General features: G+C 43.1%; 19 protein-coding genes and 1 pseudogene. 7 read left to right on the top strand and 13 right to left on the bottom strand.

The genetic code is table 11. From position 1 onward, the window contains the following. Positions 1-882 precede the first annotated feature (882 nt). The 4 genes from MIC7126_RS0123940 to MIC7126_RS0123930 form a co-directional block, all read right to left on the bottom strand. On the bottom strand, positions 883-1122 hold the full coding sequence (locus MIC7126_RS0123940; protein ID WP_017655666.1) for a 2Fe-2S iron-sulfur cluster-binding protein: 240 nt from the start codon (positions 1120-1122) through the stop codon (positions 883-885). A gap of 13 nt (positions 1123-1135) precedes the next feature. After that, positions 1136-2611, bottom strand: coding sequence for a cobyric acid synthase CobQ (gene cobQ / locus MIC7126_RS0123935; protein WP_017655665.1), 1476 nt, complete (start codon positions 2609-2611; stop codon positions 1136-1138). Next, on the bottom strand, positions 2608-2739 hold the full coding sequence (locus tag MIC7126_RS32310) for a hypothetical protein (protein WP_274517499.1): 132 nt from the start codon (positions 2737-2739) through the stop codon (positions 2608-2610). The genes cobQ and MIC7126_RS32310 overlap by 4 nt, the downstream gene beginning before the upstream one ends. 139 nt (positions 2740-2878) lie before the next feature. Continuing rightward, positions 2879-3283 carry an Npun_F0494 family protein gene (locus MIC7126_RS0123930; RefSeq protein WP_017655664.1) on the bottom strand — a complete coding sequence of 135 codons (405 nt, stop codon included), beginning with the start codon at positions 3281-3283 and terminating at the stop codon, positions 2879-2881. A 75-nt stretch (positions 3284-3358) separates the two neighbouring features. On the opposite strand from MIC7126_RS0123930, the gene MIC7126_RS29690 reads away from it, so the two are divergent. Continuing rightward, positions 3359-3538, top strand: coding sequence for a helix-turn-helix domain-containing protein (locus MIC7126_RS29690; protein WP_193787696.1), 180 nt, complete (start codon positions 3359-3361; stop codon positions 3536-3538). 302 nt (positions 3539-3840) lie between these two features. Here MIC7126_RS29690 and MIC7126_RS0123925 read toward each other — a convergent pair whose 3' ends face one another. The 5 genes from MIC7126_RS0123925 to MIC7126_RS32095 all read right to left on the bottom strand — a co-directional run bounded on the left by MIC7126_RS0123925 (position 3841) and on the right by MIC7126_RS32095 (position 8134). Continuing rightward, on the bottom strand, positions 3841-4203 hold the full coding sequence (locus MIC7126_RS0123925) for a four-helix bundle copper-binding protein (RefSeq protein ID WP_017655663.1): 363 nt from the start codon (positions 4201-4203) through the stop codon (positions 3841-3843). Between the two features lie 324 nt (positions 4204-4527). After that, entirely contained in the window at positions 4528-5667 is a 1140-nt protein-coding gene (locus MIC7126_RS0123920; RefSeq protein ID WP_017655662.1) for a cystathionine gamma-synthase, read from the bottom strand. Beyond that, positions 5657-7042: a cystathionine beta-synthase gene (locus MIC7126_RS0123915; protein ID WP_017655661.1), complete on the bottom strand. Its 1386-nt coding sequence runs from the start codon at positions 7040-7042 to the stop codon at positions 5657-5659. The genes MIC7126_RS0123920 and MIC7126_RS0123915 overlap by 11 nt, the downstream gene beginning before the upstream one ends. 242 nt (positions 7043-7284) lie before the next feature. After that, complete coding sequence (gene ruvA / locus MIC7126_RS0123910; RefSeq protein ID WP_017655660.1) at positions 7285-7941, bottom strand: Holliday junction branch migration protein RuvA; 657 nt, start codon at positions 7939-7941, stop codon at positions 7285-7287. A gap of 94 nt (positions 7942-8035) precedes the next feature. Continuing rightward, positions 8036-8134 carry an HAD family hydrolase gene (locus tag MIC7126_RS32095; protein ID WP_274517509.1) on the bottom strand — a complete coding sequence of 33 codons (99 nt, stop codon included), beginning with the start codon at positions 8132-8134 and terminating at the stop codon, positions 8036-8038. 495 nt (positions 8135-8629) lie between these two features. On the opposite strand from MIC7126_RS32095, the gene MIC7126_RS0123905 reads away from it, so the two are divergent. Genes MIC7126_RS0123905 through MIC7126_RS0123895 form a run of 3 tightly spaced genes read left to right on the top strand, consistent with a single transcriptional unit; the run spans position 8630 to position 13922 of the window. After that, entirely contained in the window at positions 8630-11182 is a 2553-nt protein-coding gene (locus MIC7126_RS0123905) for a GAF domain-containing protein (RefSeq protein WP_017655659.1), read from the top strand. 26 nt (positions 11183-11208) lie between these two features. Continuing rightward, positions 11209-11634 carry a response regulator gene (locus MIC7126_RS0123900; RefSeq protein WP_420795568.1) on the top strand — a complete coding sequence of 142 codons (426 nt, stop codon included), beginning with the start codon at positions 11209-11211 and terminating at the stop codon, positions 11632-11634. 5 nt (positions 11635-11639) lie between these two features. Further along, a complete protein-coding gene (locus MIC7126_RS0123895) occupies positions 11640-13922 on the top strand; it encodes a hybrid sensor histidine kinase/response regulator (RefSeq protein WP_017655657.1) in 2283 nt (760 codons plus the stop codon). A 114-nt stretch (positions 13923-14036) separates the two neighbouring features. On the opposite strand, the gene MIC7126_RS0123890 is transcribed toward MIC7126_RS0123895, so the two are convergent. Next, a complete protein-coding gene (locus MIC7126_RS0123890; protein ID WP_017655656.1) occupies positions 14037-15851 on the bottom strand; it encodes a bifunctional serine/threonine-protein kinase/formylglycine-generating enzyme family protein in 1815 nt (604 codons plus the stop codon). Between the two features lie 177 nt (positions 15852-16028). Between MIC7126_RS0123890 and MIC7126_RS28260 the strand changes: the two genes are divergently transcribed. After that, positions 16029-16319, top strand: coding sequence for a hypothetical protein (locus MIC7126_RS28260; RefSeq protein WP_017655655.1), 291 nt, complete (start codon positions 16029-16031; stop codon positions 16317-16319). On the opposite strand, the pseudogene MIC7126_RS0123875 reads toward MIC7126_RS28260, so the two are convergent. Further along, positions 16311-16616 (bottom strand): annotated as a pseudogene (locus MIC7126_RS0123875) (heavy metal translocating P-type ATPase); the annotation flags it as partial. The gene MIC7126_RS28260 and the pseudogene MIC7126_RS0123875 sit on opposite strands and share 9 nt — an antisense overlap. 210 nt (positions 16617-16826) lie before the next feature. Here MIC7126_RS0123875 and MIC7126_RS0123865 point away from each other — a divergent pair. Continuing rightward, the gene (locus tag MIC7126_RS0123865) at positions 16827-19730 is read left to right on the top strand and encodes a DUF4912 domain-containing protein (RefSeq protein WP_017655652.1); all 2904 of its coding nucleotides are present in this window, start codon (positions 16827-16829) and stop codon (positions 19728-19730) included. Positions 19731-20154: 424 nt separating this feature from the next. Next, on the top strand, positions 20155-20439 hold the full coding sequence (locus tag MIC7126_RS29685; protein ID WP_081603094.1) for a hypothetical protein: 285 nt from the start codon (positions 20155-20157) through the stop codon (positions 20437-20439). Between the two features lie 98 nt (positions 20440-20537). Here MIC7126_RS29685 and MIC7126_RS0123855 read toward each other — a convergent pair whose 3' ends face one another. Together MIC7126_RS0123855 and MIC7126_RS0123850 are read right to left on the bottom strand one after the other, a co-directional pair. Further along, the gene (locus MIC7126_RS0123855) at positions 20538-21521 is read right to left on the bottom strand and encodes an alpha/beta hydrolase family protein (RefSeq protein WP_017655650.1); all 984 of its coding nucleotides are present in this window, start codon (positions 21519-21521) and stop codon (positions 20538-20540) included. 96 nt (positions 21522-21617) lie between these two features. Further along, a complete protein-coding gene (locus tag MIC7126_RS0123850; RefSeq protein ID WP_017655649.1) occupies positions 21618-23759 on the bottom strand; it encodes a S8 family serine peptidase in 2142 nt (713 codons plus the stop codon). Positions 23760-24080 lie beyond the last annotated feature (321 nt).

Genomic DNA, 24080 nt, shown 5'->3' with positions numbered 1-24080 from the left:
TCCCCGGAGATGAGAGGGCTGAATTATGAGTTATGGATGTGAGAGCTTGAGTGATGGAGGCTCTTTAAAGAGGACACATAAGTGTTACCAATTCTATAAGAAACTGTATTTAGTTAACCTCAAAGTGCTAACTTACAGATTCATATATCATTGATATGAGTCTTCTTTAGAATACTAACTTTTAGCTTGCCAGTGACGCCATGTTGGCTGAAATTTTCTAATAATTATAAAATATCCCACTCCAACAGTTTTGGGTGGGATTTTTAATCAAAACATTTCTTTAAACCCAGTCTTATTTTACACTTCCGTACTCAAAAATCCATGAGGGGTAACACCCCCTATTTTATTTTCCAATCTTTTTTAAAACTTCAGCACTTGTTTTCCATAATACTAAAAATCTCAAATGCCTATGTTAAGTTAAATAGGGTAAAGCTTAGGTTTTATAGGCTTTTTAAGCGCAAATACTTATACACAAGACTAGCATATACGTGTATGCAAGGCTTTTTTTATAACTTTCTTTTATTTGTTATCTATATTACTACATACATGACAACTGCATGTATATAAAATTACTTTTTATAAATAAAAATGACTTTACTTACCTTCTAGTTCCTAATCCCTAATCTCCATTTTTTAGCTAAATCGGTTAACTACTAAAATTCAAATAATAGTAATTAAAAAACCCTCCTGGGGGTAGTAGGAGGGAAAAATCAGTAAAGGGTCTTTTGTAGTTCCAACAATATGATTATATTGGCTTTGATTTTGCTGGTGTAGCCACATTGGCTGGAAAATTTTAAGTAACACCAATTAAAAAAAGAATGCGACAGAATATTATATTCCTACCCCCTGACAAATCACCAATAACCAACAACAAATAAAAAATTACCAACTAGGATCACTAAACAGATGGACAACCAACTCATCGCGACCTATTGGTACTGCTGTAATACAGGCGCGGATGATTTCGCCATCATCCAGTTCTACCGTACAGGCGTGACATGAACCCATGAGACAACCGGTGGGAATAAACACTCCAGCACGTTCTGCTACATCCAAGAGAGCTTCTCCCACTTCGGCATCTACTGTGACATCATCAGGTAAAAAGCGGATGCGGACACTCATGAAATACCGCCTGCTAGGAAATAAAAGGTGTTAAATCCAAGTAGCTTTCAATTTCAGTAGCTAGGGCGTCCAAGGTTTGTTCTCGCTGTTCCCGGTAGTTAGCAACACCTGTGGGTAAGGATTTCAAACCTCGTTGTTGACGGAGACGATTTAACCAAGCCCGTCGCCAAGGGCCATTGTCAAAAATTCCGTGGAGATAAGTACCCCAAACTGATTGACAACTATCTACTAATCCTAAATTAGCATCATCGAATAAGGCTTGATAGCCTTGGCTATCGGCTTGTTGTTCAATGCGCGATCGCCCCTGATGGATTTCAAATCCGTTGACTGGTAAGCCCGCTTGGGGAAAATTTGAGCTAACTTGGCGCTGACGGGCGATTTTTTGTCCGGTAATTACCGTTCTAATGGGTAATAAATTTAACCCTTGATATCTGCCAGCTTGTCCCTCAATTCCTTCTGGGTCAGCAATAATTTGTCCCAGCATTTGGTAGCCGCCACAAATACCTAAAACCGTTCCTCCAGAAGCAGCGTAGTGTTGTATCGCCTCTGCCATTCCTGTTTTTTGCAGCAGTAACAAGTCAGCGATCGTGGTTTTAGTGCCAGGAATAATTACTGCATCTGGGTGTCCCAAATCTTGCTTAGGACTAAGAAATTTTACTGATACACTAGGCTCTGATTCCAGCGGATCAAAATCAGTAAAGTTGGAAATTCTCGGTAAACGGAGCACGGTGATATTTAAGTCAGATAGACTTTTGTGAGAATTACGCTCAAATAAATCTAAAGAGTCTTCTGCGGGAAACACGTATTCCAGATAGGGAATAACACCGACAACCGGAATCCCAGTGCGTTTTTCTAACCATTTTATCCCTGGTTCCAATATAGAACGCTGTCCCCGAAACTTGTTAATGACAACACCCTTAATCAACTCACGCTCTTCTGGCTCTAGTAATTCTAAAGTACCGACTACATGAGCAAAAGCTCCACCCCGATCAATATCCACTACCAGCAGCGTGGGCGCATTCAAATGCTTCGCCACCCGCATATTTGTCAAGTCGCGGTGCTTGAGGTTAATTTCCGCCGGACTCCCCGCACCTTCACAAACTAATAAATCAAATTCTGTTCCTAGATGCTGTAGAGATTCTTCAATGGTTCGCCAACCGAGTTCAAAATATTGTTCATAATAGTCTACCGCACTGACTTTGCCTACAGGTCTACCCTTAATTACTACTTGGGAAGTCATATCCCCTTGGGGTTTGAGTAAAATTGGGTTCATTTCCACCCAAGGAACAACCCCAGCGGCCCAGGCTTGTACAGCTTGGGCGTAACCGATTTCACCTCCACTAGCGGTGACATAAGCATTTAAAGCCATGTTTTGACCTTTAAAAGGAGCCACCCGCCAGCCGCGCCGTGAGAGAATACGACAAATAGCTGTGCACAAAAGTGATTTCCCTGCGTGGGATGTTGTTCCCACTACCATAATTGATTTCATAGGTTACTGCTTTTTAAAATCAAGGGGGAGAGTTCCGGGAATAACAGTAATGTAGCGATCGCTGACAATAGACCGCCAACTTGAAAGCCACTGGTGGATGCTACAGCGTATTTTGTAGCCTCTGTCACCCCAGTTATATTCTTGTAGTCTTTACCAATAACCGCATAAATTCGGAGAGATTTGGTAAAAACTTGATAAATTGGGTTGAGACTTTCGGGTATTATTGTTCCCTTTGATGCCCTTATATTAACTTTTGAATTTGCTGTTCTAGAAAGGTAATCTCAACCACCGGGTGATGGTATCGTAAATGCGATCGCCCCAGGAAGGACGACGCCAACCTTTACCCTCGTATTGTTCAACTAACTGGTGTCCTAGGGGAGTGAGGCGGAAACTATCTGTAATTCCCTGTCCGTCCACTTCTCGCCGCAGCACTCCTACTTGGATTAACCAATTTAAAGCATTATCACATGCCAATTCCGATAAAGGACGCTGAGTGTAGCCATAGTTAACACCATTGTCATGAGCGATCGCTCCCAGTGACACACTCTGATGGCGCATCGCTGACAATAAAGCCAGATTAAAGGGAGAACATACCAGCGATCGCTCCGCTCGCTCTACAGTTGTGGGTAAATAGAAAAACGTTTTTGGGTTTTGGTAATTCACATTAGGCATTTTGGGAGTTAGAGGCTAGGGACTGCAGCGTGTTTTCCCACTATAAAATAAATTCGTACACGAGTGTGATTGACCATGAGCGTAGTCGTTTTCTATCCTCAGGCTTTGCATAATTTGACAGACCAAGCGATCGCTCATCGTCTTCACATACGGCTCAGGGCTGTTGAAAATCATATCCAACACCTCAAAGTAAAATCGGGTATTGATGAAGTTGAACAAAAACACATCAATTCCCGTGTCATACCATTTCACTAAAAATCTGATACAAATGTAAACCCTAAAAGCTTTGCTGCATCTAAGTTTTTTAATTGCGAATTGCTTGATTCGCAGCGTTAGCGAGTCCGCGAGCGTCATTGCGAATTGTGAATTGGTATCACCCTTTGTATGAAAGCAATGCAGAAAAAATTATTGTTGTCTTGATTGATGTTTTGGTAGTCAGTTGACTAACTTGTACATTCTCTAATTATGGAATTTCCCAAACACTTCAAGCGCCCAGACTTATTGAGCCTGAGCGCTTGAATAATAGGTTGCAGAGAAACTTCTGCTAGTTGAAGCAATTAAGCGGGCATCATTTGCATAGCTCTGCAGGCTTCAGCGCACTTACGACAAGCTGCTGCACATGCCATCATTTTCTGATCATTTTTCATCATTTCACAAGCCGTTGCACAGCGATCGCACATTTCTGCACACAGCATACAAGTGCGTCCCATGAACTCAGAACCGCCCATCATCATGTTCATGCACATCATGCACATTTCCGCGCAGTCGCGCATCATGCTCATCATGCTCATATCCATTGACTTGCTACCTTTGCTCATGCAGTAAGTCATGGTTTCCATGCACATTTTGTGACATTCCATGCAAGCGTTCATGCAGGTTTGCATTTCGGTGGTCATGGTTTCGGTCATCATCATCATCATAGGAACTAACTCCTGATTTATTGATGTTATGAAATAGCCATCCTTGGTAGGACTACTCACTAGGTTAGTTCTAACTTTTTCGGGAGTCAATAGGGTATTTATGTCTCGTTTTCTAAGCCAACTATCCCGATATAATTACCGGTAATTTAGCTAAATTCCACATAATTTAGTGTTGTTTTTTGGGAGTTTGTGATTAATCAAGGCTTGTAAACTCCCCTAGATAAGTAGGGTTTAAAAAACTTAATCAAAGCAAGTATTTTCAGGACAGAATTTAAGCTGTTTGAGCAAAGATTAATGTCAGTTTTTTTTGACAAATTTATCTGTTTATTTTGACAGTGCATTTTCTAAATCAGCTTGTAAATCAGAAAAATGCTCAATTCCCACTGAAAGCCGGACTAAATTATCCTTAATTCCGCGTTTTAGCCTTTCTGTTTCTGGTAGTGAACCGTGAGTCATTTTCGCAGGGTAACAAAGTAATGACTCCACTCCACCCAAACTCTCAGCTAACAAAAATAACTTGGTTTTAGCAGCAAAACTTTCCACCTCCCCAAAGCCACCTTTTAACTCCAAACTAATCATCCCCCCAAAGCCAGACATTTGTTGTTGAGCAAGTTGATGTTGTTCGTGACTGGGTAAACCTGGATAATAAATGTGCTCGACTTGGGGATGTTCGGCTAAAAACTCAGCCAATAATAAAGCATTTTTTTCATGTTCCCGCATTCTCACAGCTAGGGTTTTAATTCCACGCAGTACTAACCAGCTATCGAATGGACTAGGAATTGCTCCAATCGCATTCTGATAAAATTTCAGTTGAGCATAAATTGCTTCATTCGAGGTGACAACTGCGCCACCAATAATGTCGCTATGTCCACCTAAATATTTGGTGGTGCTGTGAACTACAATGTCAGCACCTAGTTCTAATGGTCTTTGAAAATAAGGACTAGCAAAAGTATTATCAACTACTAAAATAATATTATTTTGCCGGGCAATATTTGCTAAGGCAGCAATATCAATAATTTTTAATAACGGATTGGTAGGAGTTTCAATCCAAATCAGTTTAGTATTAGGTCTAATCGCGGTTTTAAAGTCTGTAATGTGGTCTATATCTACATAACTAGTGGTGACGCCCCAATTTTTGACAACCTTTTCTAATAACCGATAGGTACCACCATATAAATCATCACCAGCGACAATATGATCGCCTGTTTTCAGCAGACTTAATATAGTGGTAGTTGCAGCTAAACCAGAAGCAAAAGCCAAACCAAATTTTCCATTTTCAAGAGCAGCTAAAGCTTCTTCTAAAGCATTTCTGGTGGGATTTCCTGTGCGAGAATATTCATAACCTTTGTGTTGACCTATGGCTTGCTGCTCATAAGTCGAAGTTAAATAAATAGGCACAATTACCGCACCTGTTTGTGGATCTGGCGCTTGACCTTCATGAATTGCTTTAGTTTCAAATTCCATTATTTTCCCTTACGTCTTCCTGATTTTGGCTAATCCAATATTTAATTAAATCGGCTCTGGTAATTAATCCAATTGGTACATTTTTTCGCTCAATAATAATTCCTGTTGTTCCTGATAACAAGACTCGATACGCTTCAGAAATATCAACTTCTTCGTCAAGAATTGGTAGTGGTTTCCCCATAACTGCCAATACATTTTGATTAGAAAAATTGATGCCATCATGGAGAAATTTCATCAACGAAGCTTCGTTGAGACTACCCACGACTTGGTTGTCATCAATTACGGGTAACTGGGAGATATTCAGCTTTTGTAAAAGAGTTGTAGCTTGGCTCAGGGTATCGTGGGGGCTAACAGCAACGAGAGAGGGAAAATCTGTTTTTTGTGAGAGAATTTCCCCAACTTTGATGGACTTGATGATTTTACCTTCCCAAAATCCATTTTCCTGCATCCAAACGTCAGAATAGATTTTATTAATGTAGTTTCTCCCTGTGTCTGGCAATAATACTACTATATATTTAGGTGCTGATAATCGGGCTGCATAGGTGAGGGCGGCGGCTACTGCTGTTCCGCAGGAACCTCCTACTAATAAGCCTTCTTCTCGTGCCAGACGGCGAGCAATATTAAATGATTCTTTATCACTAATTCTGATCATTTCATCGACTAATTGCCGATTAAATGTTTTGGGAATAAAGTCTTCACCAATTCCTTCTACTTTGTAAGATTTGGGACTGTCTCCGGAAAGAATTGAACCTTCTGGATCTGCACCAACTATAATGATATTTGGATTTTGTTCTTTGAGATATTTAGCTACTCCAGAAATTGTGCCGCCTGTACCCATCCCGGCGACAAAAACGTCTACTTTACCTCCACTATCTGACCAGATTTCTGGCCCTGTAGTTAAGTAATGTGCTAAGGGATTATTGGGGTTGGCAAATTGATTTGGTCTGTAAGCGCCAGGAATTTCTTTGGCTAGTCTTTCGGCGACACCATTATAACTTTCTGGGGAATCTGGGGGTACAGATGTAGGGGTGACGACTACTTCTGCACCGTAGGCTTTGAGGAGGTTAATTTTATCTTGGCTCATCTTATCGGGCATGACAAATATACACCGATATTTTTTGACGGCGGCGATGAGTGCTAATCCGACTCCGGTGTTACCTGCTGTCGCTTCGATAATAGTACCGCCGGGTTGTAATAAACCTGCTTTTTCGGCGGCTTCAATCATGGTAAGAGCAATTCTGTCTTTGGTGCTGCCTCCAGGATTGAGATATTCAATTTTGGCATGAATGGTAGATTGCAGGTCTTTGGTAATTCTGTTTAATCTTACTAATGGAGTTTTGCCGATTGTTTGTAAGATGTTTTCGTAAGTTGCCATGATGGCGCCTCAATTTAATTCGTGATTCGTCAGCTTTTAGCCCCTAACCTCTAGCCCCTAATATTAACCCGGCAAGAAATCTTGAGGGCGATGGGTTTGCAAGGACTCGTATAGATGGTAACATCCCGATTGAGCCGATAGCTTGATCAAATCACGATGGGAATGACTTGCAATCCCTCGGTGGTGTGGTTTGGACTCAAATGAGTATGGTTGGGGATGAGTAAACGTGGGTTCCCTACACCCTACACCCTACCCCCTTCTGAACCAACGTGTTCGCTAGCGCTCAGGTGGGTAATCGCTTGTTTAATCCAATCTTCCACATAGGCATCTTTGGATAGTCCAATGTCTTCGCTGACTACATGTAGAGTGTGGCTGACTTCATGGGCAGTATACCCCAAAGCAAATAGAGTCATTTGTACTTCTTCGAGGATTCCTGGTGCGGGGCCACCTGTAGCGACGAAGAAACCTGCTGATTTGCGCCACTCGATTAATTTGCTTTTCAGTTCTAAACAGATACGTTCTGCAGTCTTTTTACCAACGCCAGGGGCTTGAATGAGGATTTGTGTATTGGCGGCGATGATGGCTTGCACTAAATCTGGTAATTCTAAAGTATCGAGTAGGGCGATCGCCAGAGCTGCGCCGATACCGCTGACACTCAGGAGATGGCGAAATAAATCTCTTTCCGCTGGGGACGCAAAACCATAAAGTAGGGGTACTTCTTCCCGGATTTGATAGTGAGTAAAAATTTGCACAACTCCCCCTGAATCTGGAATTTGCTGACAAAGGCGTTGGGGAATTTGCAAATCATACCCCATGCCGTTGACCTCTAAGGTCAGAATCACCCGATTACTGCTAATGGTTTGAATACCAGCAACAAGACCTTTCAAATAGCTAATCATGTTTAGAATTCCAATATACTTTACATCCAGCCAGAATTCCGCCCGCACATAAATTTTGTGCTACGCAGTGATAGTTTGGGGGATACTCATTGTGCTACTGGAGTAACTGGGTACAGGCATTCCCGACAATGATTCCCCGTTCGTTGTTTTGGGCGAACAAGGCAATATTATTACCTCCATCGCCATCAACAATAGTTCCTTTAACTGCAAATCTCTACTTTTGGTACAGAAACTGCATTGTCTGACCTTTATCGCTGGTAAGGGACAAAATGTCAAGGATTATTCGATGAATATAAATAAATTTTATTGAAAGTTATTTTGGATTTCTTATTAGGGCTAGTACAGAAAGGATGAAGTTTGTAGACGCCTGTAAGGCGGCTTGCCGCAGGCTAGGATGAAGTATGAAACCAGTAAACTTGTATATTTAGCCTTTCATCGATTTTTAACAATTGCTTGATTTGCGCCCTGGCGTACTAGGAAAATACGGCGGAAATAAAGTACCCATGACAAATTGCCCAAAGGCTTATCATACAAGCTTCTTCATCTCATCCTAAGCCTGCGTCAAGCCTCTACAGACTTCACCCTTCACCCTTCATACTTCATACTTCATCCTTCACCCTTTATTCGTTAGTCTGTACTTGTGTCACAAAAATTTTTAAAATCGATTTAATTTAAATAATAAAAATTTATGAAACCTGTATCAACTAACAACGAGGAAGCGAGGTTAGAAGCTCTCCGCCAATACCAAATCCTAGACACCGAACCAGAGGAAGCCTACAACAATTTAGCTAGATTGGCTGCATCTATCTGTGGTACACCCATCGCTCTGGTAAATTTTATTGATGAAAATCGGCAATGGTTTAAAGCTAAACTAGGCATAGATGTACAAGAAATGCCCCGGAGTGTGGGTTTATCTTATCTTTGCCAAGAACGGCGGGACGTTGTAGTTGTCCCAGATGCTTTAGCTGATCAAAAATTAGCACAAAATCCTGTAGTTACATCATATCCGTTTGTGCGGTTTTATGCAGGTGTACCCTTGATTACAGCTAAAGGAGATCTACTCGGAACTCTGTGTGTGATTGATAGCGTACCACGGGAATTGAGCCAACAACAGGTAGAAGCGCTGGTAGCAATTAGCCGTTTGGTGATTGATCAACTGGAACTGCGCCGGAATGTCGTGGAAGTGGCGCGGATGACTGGGGAACTCATGGGTCATGAGCTAGCAACACGGACAGCAGTGGAAGCATCGAGAAATCGGATCAGCAATATTTTAGAAAGGATTACTGATGCTTTTTTTGCCTTAGATCATGAATGGCGCTTCATTTATGTTAATAGCCAAGCACAAAAGGTATTGCGAAAACCCCAGGATGAATTGTTGGGGAATAGTATCTGGGAAGTATTTCCGGAGATGGTAGGGACGAAATCCTATCGTGAGTCTCACAAAGCAGTAAAAAAACAGGTTAGTGTAGAATTTGAGGAGTATTATCCTCTACTAGACCGCTGGTTAGAAGTTCACGCTTATCCCGGATGGGAGGGTTTATCTGTTTATATTCAAGATATCACCGAACGGCGGCGCACAGCCCAAGCTTTACGAGAGAGCGAAGAGCGTTGGCAATTAGCTCTCCAAGGTAACAATGATGGCATTTGGGATTGGAATGTCGCTACTAATCAAGTATTTTTTTCCACTCGTTGGAAAGAGATTCTGGGTTATGAGGATTATGAAATTTCCAGCGATTTGGATGAATGGTTAAAGCGGATTCATCCGGATGATTTGAGTGACGTATTGCAAACTATCCAGCAACACTTTAGTCAGCAGACACCGTTTTATGTGAGTGAGTATCGCCTGCGGTGCAAAGATGGTGCTTATAGATGGATTTTAGATCGGGGACAGGCGCTATGGAACGCTGAGGGAAATGTTGTCCGCATGGTAGGTTCTCATACTGATATTAGCCATCGTTACAGAGTACAAGAAGAACTCAAGCGACAAAATCACCGAGCGCAACTATTCGCACAAATCACTTTGAAAATTCGGGAGTCATTACAACTAGAAGAGATTCTGCAAACTACAGTTACAGAGATTAAAAAACTACTCCAAGCAGACCGTGTGTTAATTTTTCGCCTGTGGCCTGATGGTTCAGGTACAGTTGTTCAAGAAGCAGTACAACCAGGTTGGCCCGCCGTTATCGGTAAAAATATCCTCGACACGTGTTTCCGCGACGAATATATGGAAAAATATCGTCAGGGTAGAGTTAGTGCGATCGCTGATGTAGCTAAATCACATATCCAACCTTGTCATCAGCAATTCCTCGCCCAGTTTGGTGTCAAGGCTAACTTAGTTGTGCCGATTTTAGTGCGTGATGGGATTTGGGGCTTGCTGATTGCCCACCAATGTGAATCTGGGCGATACTGGAACAACTTCGAGTTAGACTTATTACAACAATTAGCTAACCAAATTGGCATTGCTTTATCTCAAGCACAACTCTTAGAGCAAGAAACTCGCCAGCGTCAAGAACTCGCCCGCTCGAATGCAGAATTAGAACAGTTTGCTTATGTGGCGTCCCATGATTTGCAAGAACCATTGCGAATGGTGACAAGTTATTTACAGTTACTGGAGCGGAGATATAAAAATCAGTTAGACGGGCGCGCTGATGAATTTATCAGTTACGCCGTTGATGGCGCTAGTCGGATGCAACGGTTGATCAACGACTTATTAAATTATTCTCGCGTCAGTACCCGTGGTCAACCCTTTGCTTTAGTTGACTGTAACACCGTCTTAGCCACAGCGATCGCTAACCTGCAAATAGCTATCAAAGAAAGTGGCGCCGTGATTACCCAAGACTTATTACCGACGGTGATGGCTGATGCTACCCAACTGAGCCAAGTTTGGCAAAACCTGATTGCTAACGCCATTAAATTCTCTGGGGAAACACCCCCGCGAATTCACATCGGCGTTATGAAGAGAACAACTCAACCAAATGCAGAAAATGCAAATCTTACCTTTACAGAAAACGAATGGTTGTTCTGGGTAAGCGATAATGGAATAGGCCTAGAAACGCAATATGCCGAACGCATCTTCGTGATTTTTCAGCGCTTACACACCAGAAGTAAATATCCGGGTACTGGAATCGGTTTAGCCATTTGTAAGAAAATTATCGAACGCCACGGCGGTAATATCTGGGTTGAGTCGAAACCGAGTCAAGGCTCGATTTTTTACTTTACAATTCCAGATAAAGCAGGTTAGCAATCGTGAATACCAAAGCAGCGATTATGCCTATTCAGGTTTTGTTAGTTGAGGACAATCCAGGTGACGCTCTGCTGACAAGGATCGCCCTTGAAGATAGCAAAATCTCGATTCACCTAAATGTAGTCGAAGATGGGGTAGAAGCTATGGCTTTCTTGCGGAAACAAGATAAATATACCCAAGCTGCTCACCCCGATATTGTGCTGCTAGATTTAAACCTACCCAAGAAAGATGGACGAGAGGTATTGGCAGAAATTAAAGCCGACCAAAATCTCAAACGCATTCCTGTAGTTGTCCTGACGACATCCCAAGCTGAAGAAGACGTTCTTAAAGCCTATGACTTATCAGCTAATTGTTACATCACCAAACCGGTTGATTTTGATCAATTTGTGAAAATTGTCCGTTCCATAGAAAATTTTTGGTTTGCCATTGTTAAGTTGCCACCGGAGTAATCAAAATGGCACAAGATAATATTAAAGTTTTGTTAGTCGAAGATAATCCTGGTGATATCCTTTTATTACAAGAGTTTTTAAGAGAAGTTACCACCACTGTAGTAGAGTTAATACCCATTGATCATTTGGCTCCAGCTTTAGAGTATTTGCAGCATCAGAACTCTGATGTCATTTTATTAGACCTATCATTGCCAGATAGCCAAGGCTTGGAAACCTTTAATAGAGTACATCATCAAGCCAAAGCAACGCCAATTATTGTTTTGACGGGGATAGATGACGAAACCATTGCTCTCAAAGCTATGCAAGCTGGAGCACAAGACTATTTAGTTAAAGGACAAGTTACAGGGGATTTGTTAGTCCGTTCCATGCGTTATGCGATTGAGCGCCAACGGGGAGAAATGGCGCTGCGCCAAAGCGAAGAAAGGTTCCGCGTCGCCTTAAAAAGCTCGCCCATCTTTGTGTTTAACCAAGATGCAGAATTACGCTACACCTGGATATATAACCCCGGCTTTGGATTGAAAGCCGAAGAAATGTTAGGTAAAACAGATTGGGAATTACTCCCGGTGGAAGATGCTCAACGCTTGACGGTGATTAAATTGGGTGTCTTGAATAGTGGTGTGGGTACACGAGATGAAGTCTCCATTACCACGATACAGGGACTCCGCTATTATGATTTAACAGTAGAGCCATTGCGGAATGAATCCCAAGCAGTGGTTGGCATCACTTGTGCTTGCATTGATATTAGCGATGTCTACCATGAGCTAAACTTACGCAAGCTCGCAGAAGCGAAAATTCTAGAACAAGCCGCATTGTTAGACTTTACCACCGATGCGATTTTGGTGCGAGATTTAAATAACCACATTTTGTTCTGGAATAAAGCCGCACAAAACCTCTACGGTTGGCAAACTTTAGAGGCGATGGGGAAAAATGCCAGTGAGCTATTATTTAAGGAGCAAGCTCCGCCGGAAATTGAAGCAGCTTTCTTTACGGTGCTCAACAAAGGTAAATGGCAAGGTGAACTAGCGAAAGTGACTAAAGGTGGTGCGGAGATTTTGGTATCTAGTCGCTGGAGTTTGGTGAGGGATGAACAGGGACAACCCAAATCAATTCTCACGGTTGACACCGATATTACCGAGAAGAAAAGCTTAGAAGCACAATTATTCCGTGCTCAACGCCTAGAAAGCATCGGTACTCTAGCTAGCGGGATTGCCCATGATTTGAATAACATCTTGACCCCGATTTTAGCAGGAGCGCAACTACTACCGCTGAAATTTCCTGATGCAGACGAACGCACCATGCATCTATTGGAAATTTTAGAAATTAACGCCAAACGCGGTGCTGATTTAGTCAAGCAGGTGCTGTCGTTTGCGCGGGGTGTGGAAGGAAGACGCATCAATTTACAAGTGAAACACCTGATTGTAGAAATTGGTAAAATTCTCAAAGAAACATTTCCTAAATCCATCCAAGTTTCTACAGATTTGCAGCAAAACTTGTGGATGGTAGCTGGAGATAGCACCCAACTGCATCAAGTATTAATGAATCTCTGCGTCAACGCCCGTGATGCTATGCCTTATGGCGGCGCATTGCGGATATCTGCAAAAAACCTGTTTATTGACGAAAACTATGCGCGGATGAACTTAGAAGCCAACGTGGGCCCTTATATTGTGATTGATGTTGCTGACAATGGTGTGGGAATTCCCGAAGAAGTATTAGAGCGGATTTTTGAGCCATTTTTCACCACCAAAGAAGTTGGACAGGGGACAGGTTTAGGACTTTCTACTGTTATTGGCATTATCAAAAGTCACGGTGGTTTTGTGAATGTCCATAGTGAAGTGGGAGTGGGGACGCACTTCAAAGTGTTCTTACCAGCAGTCGAGGGTGCGGAAACGTTTGCTTTGGAAGATTTAACAGCCTGCAACGGACATGGTGAGTTAATTCTAGTTGTGGATGATGAACCTGCAGTTCAGGATATCACAAAAACTTCCTTAGAAACCTATAATTACAAAACCATAATTGCTAACGATGGCGTAGAAGCGATCGCTATTTACGCCAAAAACACCGAGCAAATTAGCGCCGTGTTGATGGATATGATGTTACCATTACTCGACGGTTTAACTGCGATTCGCACCTTGAAAAAAATCAATCCCCAGGTGAAAATCATCGCCAGCAGCGGCTTGATGTCTAATGATAAGCTAGAGGCGATCGCTGCTAATGGCGTTACTACTCTTTTATCCAAGCCTTACACCATTAATGAATTATTGCTGACCTTGCAAAGGGTGTTGAATTAGCTGCAGGAAATTGTAGGGGGATGGGGGGATGGGGTGATGGGGTGATAAAGTTTGCGCCTTTAAACCAGAAACTTAGATATCAAAACTCAAAGCCTCCCCACCTCCCACATCTCGCTAAGAACTTACAGGAGAAGTGAGCACAACTCGAAAACCATGCAATAATGATTTAAAATTCTGTGGGTATCTGATGCGACTGGCTGAACGACAAGCCCCTGGTTGGTCGCCCCAAGAACCACCGCGCAGTAGATGATAACGAGAGCGATCGCTTTTTCTTGCTGAACCATCGCCAGAAGCTTGATTGTAATTGGGGAAGTATGCATCTTGACACCATTCCCAAACTAACCCGTGCATGTCATATAATCCAAAAGCGTTGGGGGGAAAGCTACCTACGTCTGTGGTTTCTTGATGGTAATTACCCTTATGAGCTAAACCATAGGTAAAATTGGCGTCATAATTCCCTAAAGCGCTAGTGATTGTTGCTCCAAAATAGAATGGAGTGGTTGTACCGGCGCGACAAGCGTACTCCCACTGTGCTTCGGTGGGTAGTTGATAGCTTTTACCTGTTTGTCGGGATAGTTGAGCGCAAAAAGCTCGCGCATCATTCCAACTCACCCTTTCTACTGGCTTGAGTGCGCCAATAAATCCCGAAGGATTGCTATTCATCAGCGCCTGATAATGCTTTTGGGTAATTAAAAACTTGCTCATGTAGAAGGGTTGTATGGTCACGGTGTGTTGTGGCCCCTCATCTCGCCGGCGATCGCTTTCTTGGGGAGATGAACCCATAACAAATTCACCACCCGGTATTTCTACCATCTCCAAAATCAAATCTTTACCCAAATCTTCCGCAAAGAATCTTCTTTGATGAGATTCTTGGGCGATGATTCTTCCCCATTGATCCACCGTTACTGTCTCAAATGCAAAGGTTTTTAAAAATGATTGCTGTTGAGAAACATCTGTAGCGTTGATTTGCGGAGGTTTTTTCTCAAACTTGGGAGCGAAGAACAGCGGAGCGGTGCTTTGTGTGGTTGGTAATTGGAAGATTTTCTGTACCAAAACACTCGCAGCCAAACCAGCACCAACAAAACTCGCTGCTTTCAAAGCTGTGCGCCGTGACAACTGTGTTTTTGGCGATGATTGGGAATTTAAATCTTGTAGAGCCGCCATAGCATCAGGGTAGCGCAGACTGGGGTGAGAGCGTACCATTTTAGCGATCGCATCTACAAGATACGGGCTGATGTCTACTTGATTTCTCCAAATGATTTCACCACCATAATCCTTGGTGAATTTCACAGGTTTAATCCCGGTCAAAGCTTGAATTGCAGTTATCCCCAAAGCATAAATATCGCTACTCAAACAATGTTTACCCTGCTTTTGCTCATTGGGCGTGTAACCTGGTGTACCCATCACCGCACTAGAAATAAATTCACCACGAGCATCTACCATCAGCGAAGCAATTTCCCTGACTGTGGCAAAGTCAATCAGGCAAATCTTACCATCTTTATAGCGGCGCATGAGATTGCGGGGCTTGATATCGCCGTGAATTACTCCCTGACTATGTACAAAGCACAGAACTTCTAAAACGTCCCGCAATAATTCGACGACAAATTCCTCACTTGATTGCTTGGTCGGCAAGATTTCTTGACTTAAGTCATGTCCTGGGATAAACTCCTGGACGATGTAGAGGTATTGATTTTCGCTGAAGTGTGCCCATAACTGCGGAATTTGGGAATGTTGACCGAGATGTTCTAGGATAGTGACTTCCCTAGCAAACAAATCCACAATTCGCGGATGGAGTTGATGTGGATGCAGTTGTTTGACTACACACACAGGTTTATTTGATTGCAGATGATCTTTGGCGAGGAATGTAATTGCAAAGCCTCTTCCGCCTAATTGCCCGATTATTTCATAGCGTCCAGCTAGTGTGGTCACAATGCATTTAACATTCTAATAACCTGATGGATCTGAGTATAGTTCTCGGCAAATACATCTGGCAAGCGAATTGAGCACGGGGAGTGTGGGGGGTGTGGGAGGTGTGGGAGGTGTGGGAGGTGTGGGGGGTGTGGGAGGTGTGGGAGGTGTGGGAGGTGGGGATTAAAGTTTGAGGCTTTGAGGCTGAAGTTTGAGGCTTTGAGGCTGAAGTTTGAGGCTTTGAGGCTGAAGTTTGAGGCTTTGAGGCTGAAGTTTGAGCCTTTGAGGCTGGAGTTTGAGCCTTTGAGGCTGGAGTTTGAGCCTTTGAGGCTGAAGTTTGAGCCTTTGAGCCTGGAGTTTGAGGCTTTGAGGCTGAAGTTTGAGCCTTTGAGCCTGAAACTTGAACTTCAGAACCCAAAGCTTCCCACCTCCCCATCACCCCATCTTCCTATCTTCCCATCACCCCATCTTCCCATCTCCCTATTTTAACAATCTCAAACCACTGAGAGTAACTAAAACTGTTGAGCCTTCATGACCAATGACACCGAGGGGGAGGTTAACGTTGCCGAAAAAGTTGCCCACCAGCAATAACATGATAAAACTTAAGGCGATGAATATGTTCTGCTTGATGATAGATTGCGATCGCCTACCCAATTTTATAGCTACGGCAATTTTTTCTAGTCTATCTGCCATTAATACTATATCTGCTGTTTCTAGAGCTACGTCACTGCCAGCAATGCCCATGGCAATTCCTACGGTTGCTTGGGCTAAAGCAGGTGCATCATTATACTACAAAAGTGTTGCTGTTGCGGAAATAAAGGATGAATGCTGGTTGCTTAACCATCAAAGAACTGACAACTGCGGTCGGCCTTCAGCCTTTACTTGACTAGCATTTATTCAATAAAGATGTATAATTAGCGCGTCTCCTCCACAAACGGAAACGTGGAATTTAGGGCTGACAGGCTTGCTGTTTCTTTGATCTTGCATAAGGGGTATATGTGGCGACAAGAAAAAAAAGATAGTTCTATAGTCAGTCTGGCATTGCTGTTTGCCATAGCGACTACTCCGATGGCGGCTCATTTTTTCGTGTCCGCTCCCATACTGGCACAATCGGCGACCGAAACTCCAGCTTTTGCACTGCCGCCAGCAGTGGAAAATGGAACTACAATCCGGATTGATGGTGCGAATAATTTAGGGGCGATTAACCAAGAACTCAAAGCAGGTTTTGAGCAGCAGTTTCCTGGGACAAAAGTAGAAGCCCTAACTAGTGAAACAGAGCAAGCGCTGACGGCTTTGCTAGATGGGAAAGTAGATTTGGTGGCGCTCAGTCGCGGTTTAACCCCGGAAGAAAAAGCCCAAGGCTTAGAGCAAGCCGTTGTGCGGCGAGAAAAAATAGCAATCATCGTCGGTGCAGAAAATCCCGTGACTGGGAGCTTAACTAATGAGCAATTTGCGAAAATCTTTCGTGGGGATATCACAGATTGGTCACAACTGGGTGCGCCTAAAGGTGAACTCCGCATCATTGATCGCCCCAAAACTAGCGACACCCGCACCAATTTTCGCAATTCCCCTGTCTTTAAAGCCGCTAACTTCGCTACTAGCCCTAATGCAACCCAAATAGCAGAAGATAACACCGCAGAAATCGTCAAACAATTGGGTAAAGCTGGTATCAGCTATGGATTAGTTGATCAGTTATCAAAGCTGCAAAATGTGCGGTTTCTCCAGGTGGATCAAGTTTCACCTAACGATCAGCAATATCCTTTTTCCCAACCGCTAGTCTACGTCTACAAAAAAAATCCCCCTGCTGGTGTCGCTGCATTTCTGGGTTTTGCGATCGCCCCACCAGGACAAAAAGCCATAGATGCAGCTAGAACTAGTGAAGCAGAAGCGATCGCCCAAGGTAAATCCTCTATTGTTACCTTAGCGTCCGCACCCCCAGAAATCACCATTCTTTCTACTGAACAACCAGCCACCACGCCTGTCAAAACAGATCCTAGCACCATCGATCCGACATTATTTTTATGGTTGCTCTTGCCCGCGACTGGGGGACTATTGTTATGGTGGTTATCCAGTAGACGCGCTAAAAAATCTCCGCCAGCAGCAACAGCCGAGGAAAGTATAAATTTAACACCATCAACCGACGACACAATCACCATCGACAACCCAGGCGTTGACGCCAACGCAGAAATTACTCCTCCCCTAGGCGAAGCTGCTTGGGAAGCCGAAGCACCAGCCGCTGTGGTCAATCCTCCATACCAGCAACTACCCGATATACATCTAGCTGAACCAACAGAGGAATTACCCCCAACCCCATTCCATCCTGTGGAAAATACAGACTTGTGGGCTGATACACAAGTTAATGAAATCACATCTCCAGACTCAGCATTCATCCCCGAACCAACCCCGGAAATCACTAATACCATTCCCGAATTACCAGAATTACCAGAAGTTGCATTAAATGCACTTGCAGACGCTGAAGAACTGACAACAAATCCTTCAGAAGAAGAGACAATCGAAATCGTCTCCCCATTCCCACAAGCAGCAACCACCCCCACAGCAGGGGTAGATATTGCTACTTGGGAATCAGCCGCAGATACACAAACATACACAATAGACAATGCATCAATCGCCTTTCCACCAGATGCAGATATGATTGTCTTTAAACCCCAGACTCCCAAGTGGGCTTATGTATCTTGGCATTTCACCACTATGCACAAGCAAGCGCTAAAAAATGCTGGGGTGTCGCAATTAGTGCTGAGACTATATGATGTCACAGGATTAGACTTGAGTTATCAAGCGCCCCGACTAGTGCAACAATATGAACTGGATGCTGACGCCCGCGATCGCTTCGTCGCCATTCCCACTAGCGATCGTGACTACATCACTGAAATCAGTTCTTTTACAGAAAATCAGTGGGTATTAATTGCTCGCTCGCCAGCAGTCCGCATCTTTAGTCATGCCTATGTAGATGCAGACATAACAAACGTCCCAGAAGAAAATATCATTGTCATCACACCCAGAACACCAGACTGGATTTATATAAATTGGCACATTACCGACGCCCACAAACAAGCGCTGCAAAAAAACAACGTCTCGCAATTGGTACTGAGGTTATATGATGTTACTGGATTAGACTTGAGTTATCAAGCGCCGCAACTGATAGAGGAATATGACGTAGAAGCAGACACTGGCGATCGCTTTGTCGTTATTCCCACGAGCGATCGTGACTACATCACCGAAATCGGTCATATCACAGATGAGCAGTGGGTATTAATTGCTCGCTCTGGAGCAGTCCGCGTTTTCAGTCATCCCCACGTGGATACAGAAACAATCGATTTACCAGCAGCCAGCACAGTTGTGTTAACCCCGCGTACACCTAAATGGGCTTATGTAAATTGGCACATTACCGACGCTCAAAAGCAAGCACTGCCTCATAACGGAGCGTTGCAATTCGCACTTAGATTATACGATGTCACCGGATTAGACTTGAGTTATCAAACCCCGCAACTAGTGCAGCAGTATGAATTAGAATTAGTAGCTAGCGATCGCTTCGTCGCCATACCAACTAGCGATCGTGACTACATCACCGAAATTGGTCACGTCGCAGATGGTCAGTGGGTAGCAATTGCTCGCTCTCCTTCAGTTCGCGTCTTCAACCGTCAACATGCAGACTTCTGGTTTGTAGCTGACGCCGAGTTAATCATTCATGGCGCCACCGAACCCAACGCCACCGTCACCATCGGTGAACATCCCGTCAAGCTCAAATCAGACGGGACATTCCATTTGCGTGTCCCCTTTTCAGACAACCTGATTGAGTATCTCATGACAGCTGCCACTGCTGACGGCAAACATACTCAAATTATCCATAAAAAGTTTTCTCAGGAAACACCAGAACCATAGAAAATTAGCAAAAACAGATTATTTTTGTGATTGGTTATTTGCCAACACTCATTTCCTGCTAAACAATGCCAAAAAAATAGCCTCCAACGCAGGGAAGTCGTAGGAGGGTATTAGCAAAGACATTGAAATTGTGGACTAGTCTATAAATAAACTTATCTCTTGACCTCAACTAGTTTCCTCTGTCTAAAGAAACAGTCAAGATTAACTTTGTTAGTTAGATAAATTACAAAGATAATGTCTGATTATTTTTAGTGGGCGATTGCATTATATATAAAAATTAAATTTTTTTTCGCTATTATTCTCAAACAATATCTGGCAATTTGCCTTTATATTGCTCATTACCTGCGATATTTTTGCCCAATTTGGTATTATATTTTCATTCCATTTGTTAATTAATCAACCCACACACCCAGGGGTACCAGCCATGAATCAAATACAGTTAACTCTGGTGATTAGTTATCTACTGATATCCGCGTATTTTTTGAGTAATTGGATAAGATTTTCCTGGCTACATCCAACTTCTACACCAGAAGATAAATTTTTATCTTTTCTCATGTTCTTAATCACAACTATTTTTTGGCCCTTAGTAATTCCCTTATCTTGTATAGAAATGCTCAAGAACCGCAAAATAGAGTTAAACACCGTAGTTCCCATTCTTTTGACAATATTTGCCTTTGGCATTTCCTACTATGTGAGCTATCTTCAATAATGCCAAAATGCCAGATAATTATTCTGATCTATCCCCCACGATTTCCTGCTAAAAGTGGTGAGTAAGTTATCTGTTATTGGTTATCTCTATTCCCTGATTCACTTACATCTAAATGAATTGATCAAAGGATTGACAGCGTTAAGGAATTGCATCAACTTTTGGGATGCGTCTGATTCGAGGCGAATATGAGTATCAATGAACAAGCTGATAGCTTCTGCGATGAGCAACCGGAAGTTTTCTTGGGGTTGGGTCGGGTTGAAGTCGAGGTAAGGTCTAGCTGTGGTAGAGTCGAGAATGTCGGCTATAGAAAAGTGATTAGCGCCTTCGAGAAGTAGCAGATAGCTGTCATTTCGTCCTCCAGCGATCGCTTCTTGAAATGTCCGCACCACCGTTGTGGTAGAATCTGCTCGGTTGATTCCATAGCGATCGCTACTGTTAGCAATCACCCCGTCACAGGTTCCAGCCATCAGCAGTAAAGGTAAAGCATCTGGTAAAGGTAAAATCTGCGCTGATTCATACCCTAAAAACACCAGTCCTGCAGTGTGGGCGCCATAAGCGAAAGATGCTACTACTCCCGGAAAAAAGCCAGGATCAGCGTTTTCCATTGCTACTCTCCCACCCTCAGAGTGTCCACCAAGAATGATATTTTCTAAGTCCAGCATCCCAGCTAAAATCCCTTGATTTTGCAACTGCGCTAATTTAGCTAAAATTGCTGGCAAAGCCGTAGCAGTGGGAATGGTACGATAAACTTTTGGTTTTCTGGCTTCGAGATCAACTCCAGGAGTAAGGCTAATCATTCCTGGTAGGCTTTGTGTCACCCAATTAAAAGTTACCACCACCAATCCCCGTTCAGCTAGTTTCACCGCTAACCAATAGTAGTGTTGAGCATCACAGTTAAAACCGTTGAAAAAAATTACCACTGGAAAAGGCGCCAAGTCAGAGTCAGCAGCGACAATCCCCATATTCTTTTCTAAATCACTCCCCGACATCTGTCCTGGATAAAAAATTTTCAGATGGATGGTATCGTAAGGTGATGGCGTACCCTCAACTTGAGCAGCTTCAAAAAAAGCACGAATCAACATTGATCTCCTCCAAATGTTTGCTATCTGAAGGATATTAGCTCGTAGTGAAGACTTTAGTCCTCCTCTCCAGCGCTGAAGTCCTCACCACGAACACCGCTACGCAGCTACTAAAATATCAGCATTAGTCATAGCCAGCCCAGTGCTGAGTGTAGCAAATTGAATCTTAGCGATCGCACCTGTACCATCTGGGTCAAAATACAAAGAGCCAAAAGTCCTATCATAAATAAATCTCTGACTAGTTGTAGTCGCTGCAGAGCCAATCACAAACCGATTAGCAGCCAACACCCCAGCCACCAACCCACCACCAAAACCAGATGCAGAGACAACAATCGTGTCATCGACCACGTTAAAGTCGGTAATTGAGTCAAAACCTTCATTAGGAGAGTTAAAAGCAAAATAATCTGCCCCTAAACCACCTGTGAGCATATCCATCCCAGCACCCCCCACAAGGATGTCATTACCTTCATCACCTCTGAGAATATCCATCCCAGCACCACCCAACAAGGTGTCATCACCGGCGCCGCCGTAGATTATATCACCGCCTCTGCCACCAGATAAAACATTAGCAGCACTATTACCTGTAATTATGTCATTGCCATCGCCAGTATAGGCATTTTCAATCACAGTTCCGGCGCTAATACTTAAAAAATTTCCGTTCAAAATACTAGTAGAACCAGAAGTCAAATTGAGGATAGAACTAGAGGTAATAGCAGCAGCATTAATCGTATCCACACCAGAACTATCAGTTAGAGTAGTTCTACCATAAATGCCATATTCATTGGTGTAGAAATAAGTATCATTAGCAGTATCTGCGTCACCGTATAAATTCAATTTCCAACTATTCAAAACACCAACATCGGCAGAACCTAAATCTTGAACTGTCAGTGTCCATCTTCCCCCGCTCGTTTCTCCCCAGTATTGGGTACTAGAAAGCTTGAACACGATATTATCGTCAGAATCTCTCCCATTACCTGGTCGATTAACTAAAACACTCTCAGTTCCACTAGGAGAAGTGAGAGTAACAACAAGATCACCTCGATAAGGATGAGTTAGATTTAGTTCTACTTCCACAGTATCAATTTCTAAACCTGCAGTCACCCACAAGCTGTTGCTAATTCCCCAGAAATCGTTATCTGGAATCATCCAGCCTAAATTACCCGAACTGTAACTCAGATACTGCTCATTATCAAATCGACTCTGTTTTTGCCAAGTTTCCGCTAACCGCACCGCAGCTAGCGCATCCACCAACCCAAATCCATAATCATTGCTGACATGTAAACCCCCACCATTCCAATTATTTGCACCGTTGATTTGCCAATAGTAATCTCCTCCCAATCCATACCGATCGTTTTGACGAGCAGAATAGGCGAGAATTTCTTGGATATCTCGATATCCTAAATTAGGATTGGCTTCTAACATTAAGGCAATTACTCCAGAAACCATCGGCGCAGCTGCTGATGTGCCATCAAACTGGTAGTTATAATATCCATTGGCTCTGCGATCAGTAGTTACAATACTCGATGGATCACTACCAAACGCAGATACAAGAATCGAAGCACCAGGAGTACTGTATGAAGTAGCCCACCCATAGTTATCGAGTGCTGCCACAGCGATCGCATAACGGGAGTTGGTCAAGTTAGAATAATTAGTATCCAAACCTTGTTGACGGTTATTTCCACCTGAAAAAACGATCGCTGTTCCTAAACCATTACGCCCAAACCGCACAGCATCCTGAATAGCTTGACCAACAAGAGCTTGTGCGGGATCAAGGAAATTAGCATTAAAGAATGCAGTATTACCCCAACTATTATTAGCAACATCCACATACCGTAAACGTTGCAAAGCTCTGATTTCACTCGCATCATCTGAGAATAAAAACCGGAAGGAAGCCAGAGAAGCACCATAAGCCACACCAACACCACCAATTCCATTTCCAGCCACGGCGCCAATCACACCTGCGACAGAAGTAGCGTGACCACTTTCTCCAATTAAAGGGTAAGGATTACCACCATTAGTCACGCCATCATAATCTCTAGTAGTATCGTAATTTGCTGCCAAATCTGGATGGTCATATTCAACACCATCCCCCTCGAAAACACCGACTAAAACACCCCGCCCTGTATAATCATCCCAGACATTAACCACATTCAGATCCACACCAGGAATACCACCATTTTGTCCATAGTTATACAAATGCCATTGATACCGAAATAACGGATCATTAGGAATCGTAGTCATAAAGAAAGCCTCTTTAATTTGGTATAATTTTTGATATTGTGAATAGCTAAAAATTCATCAGCTATTCAAAAAAATAGCCATATGCTTATATATTCAGAATATAAAAACTGTAAAAATTAGTCCTACAGATTCATGCACTCTCAGATGCAAGATTCAGTATTCATATGTGCAGAAAACTGTATTGCAATTTTAAAAATCGCCAAATATCCTCAGAAAACCTCCGCGTAGCAGGGCGAACAACCGTACTCCGAAACGGAGAAGCAAGCTACGCCCCTACCAATTTATCTGTTGTTTCCTTTCGGGGAATTGACAAAACACAAA

Origin of the sequence: Fortiea contorta PCC 7126, from assembly GCF_000332295.1 — a bacterium.
Taxonomy (GTDB): Bacteria; Cyanobacteriota; Cyanobacteriia; order Cyanobacteriales; family Nostocaceae; genus Fortiea; species Fortiea contorta.
The sequence above is the reverse complement of the archived record's forward strand: the minus strand, read 5'-3'. Positions and strand labels throughout refer to the sequence as shown.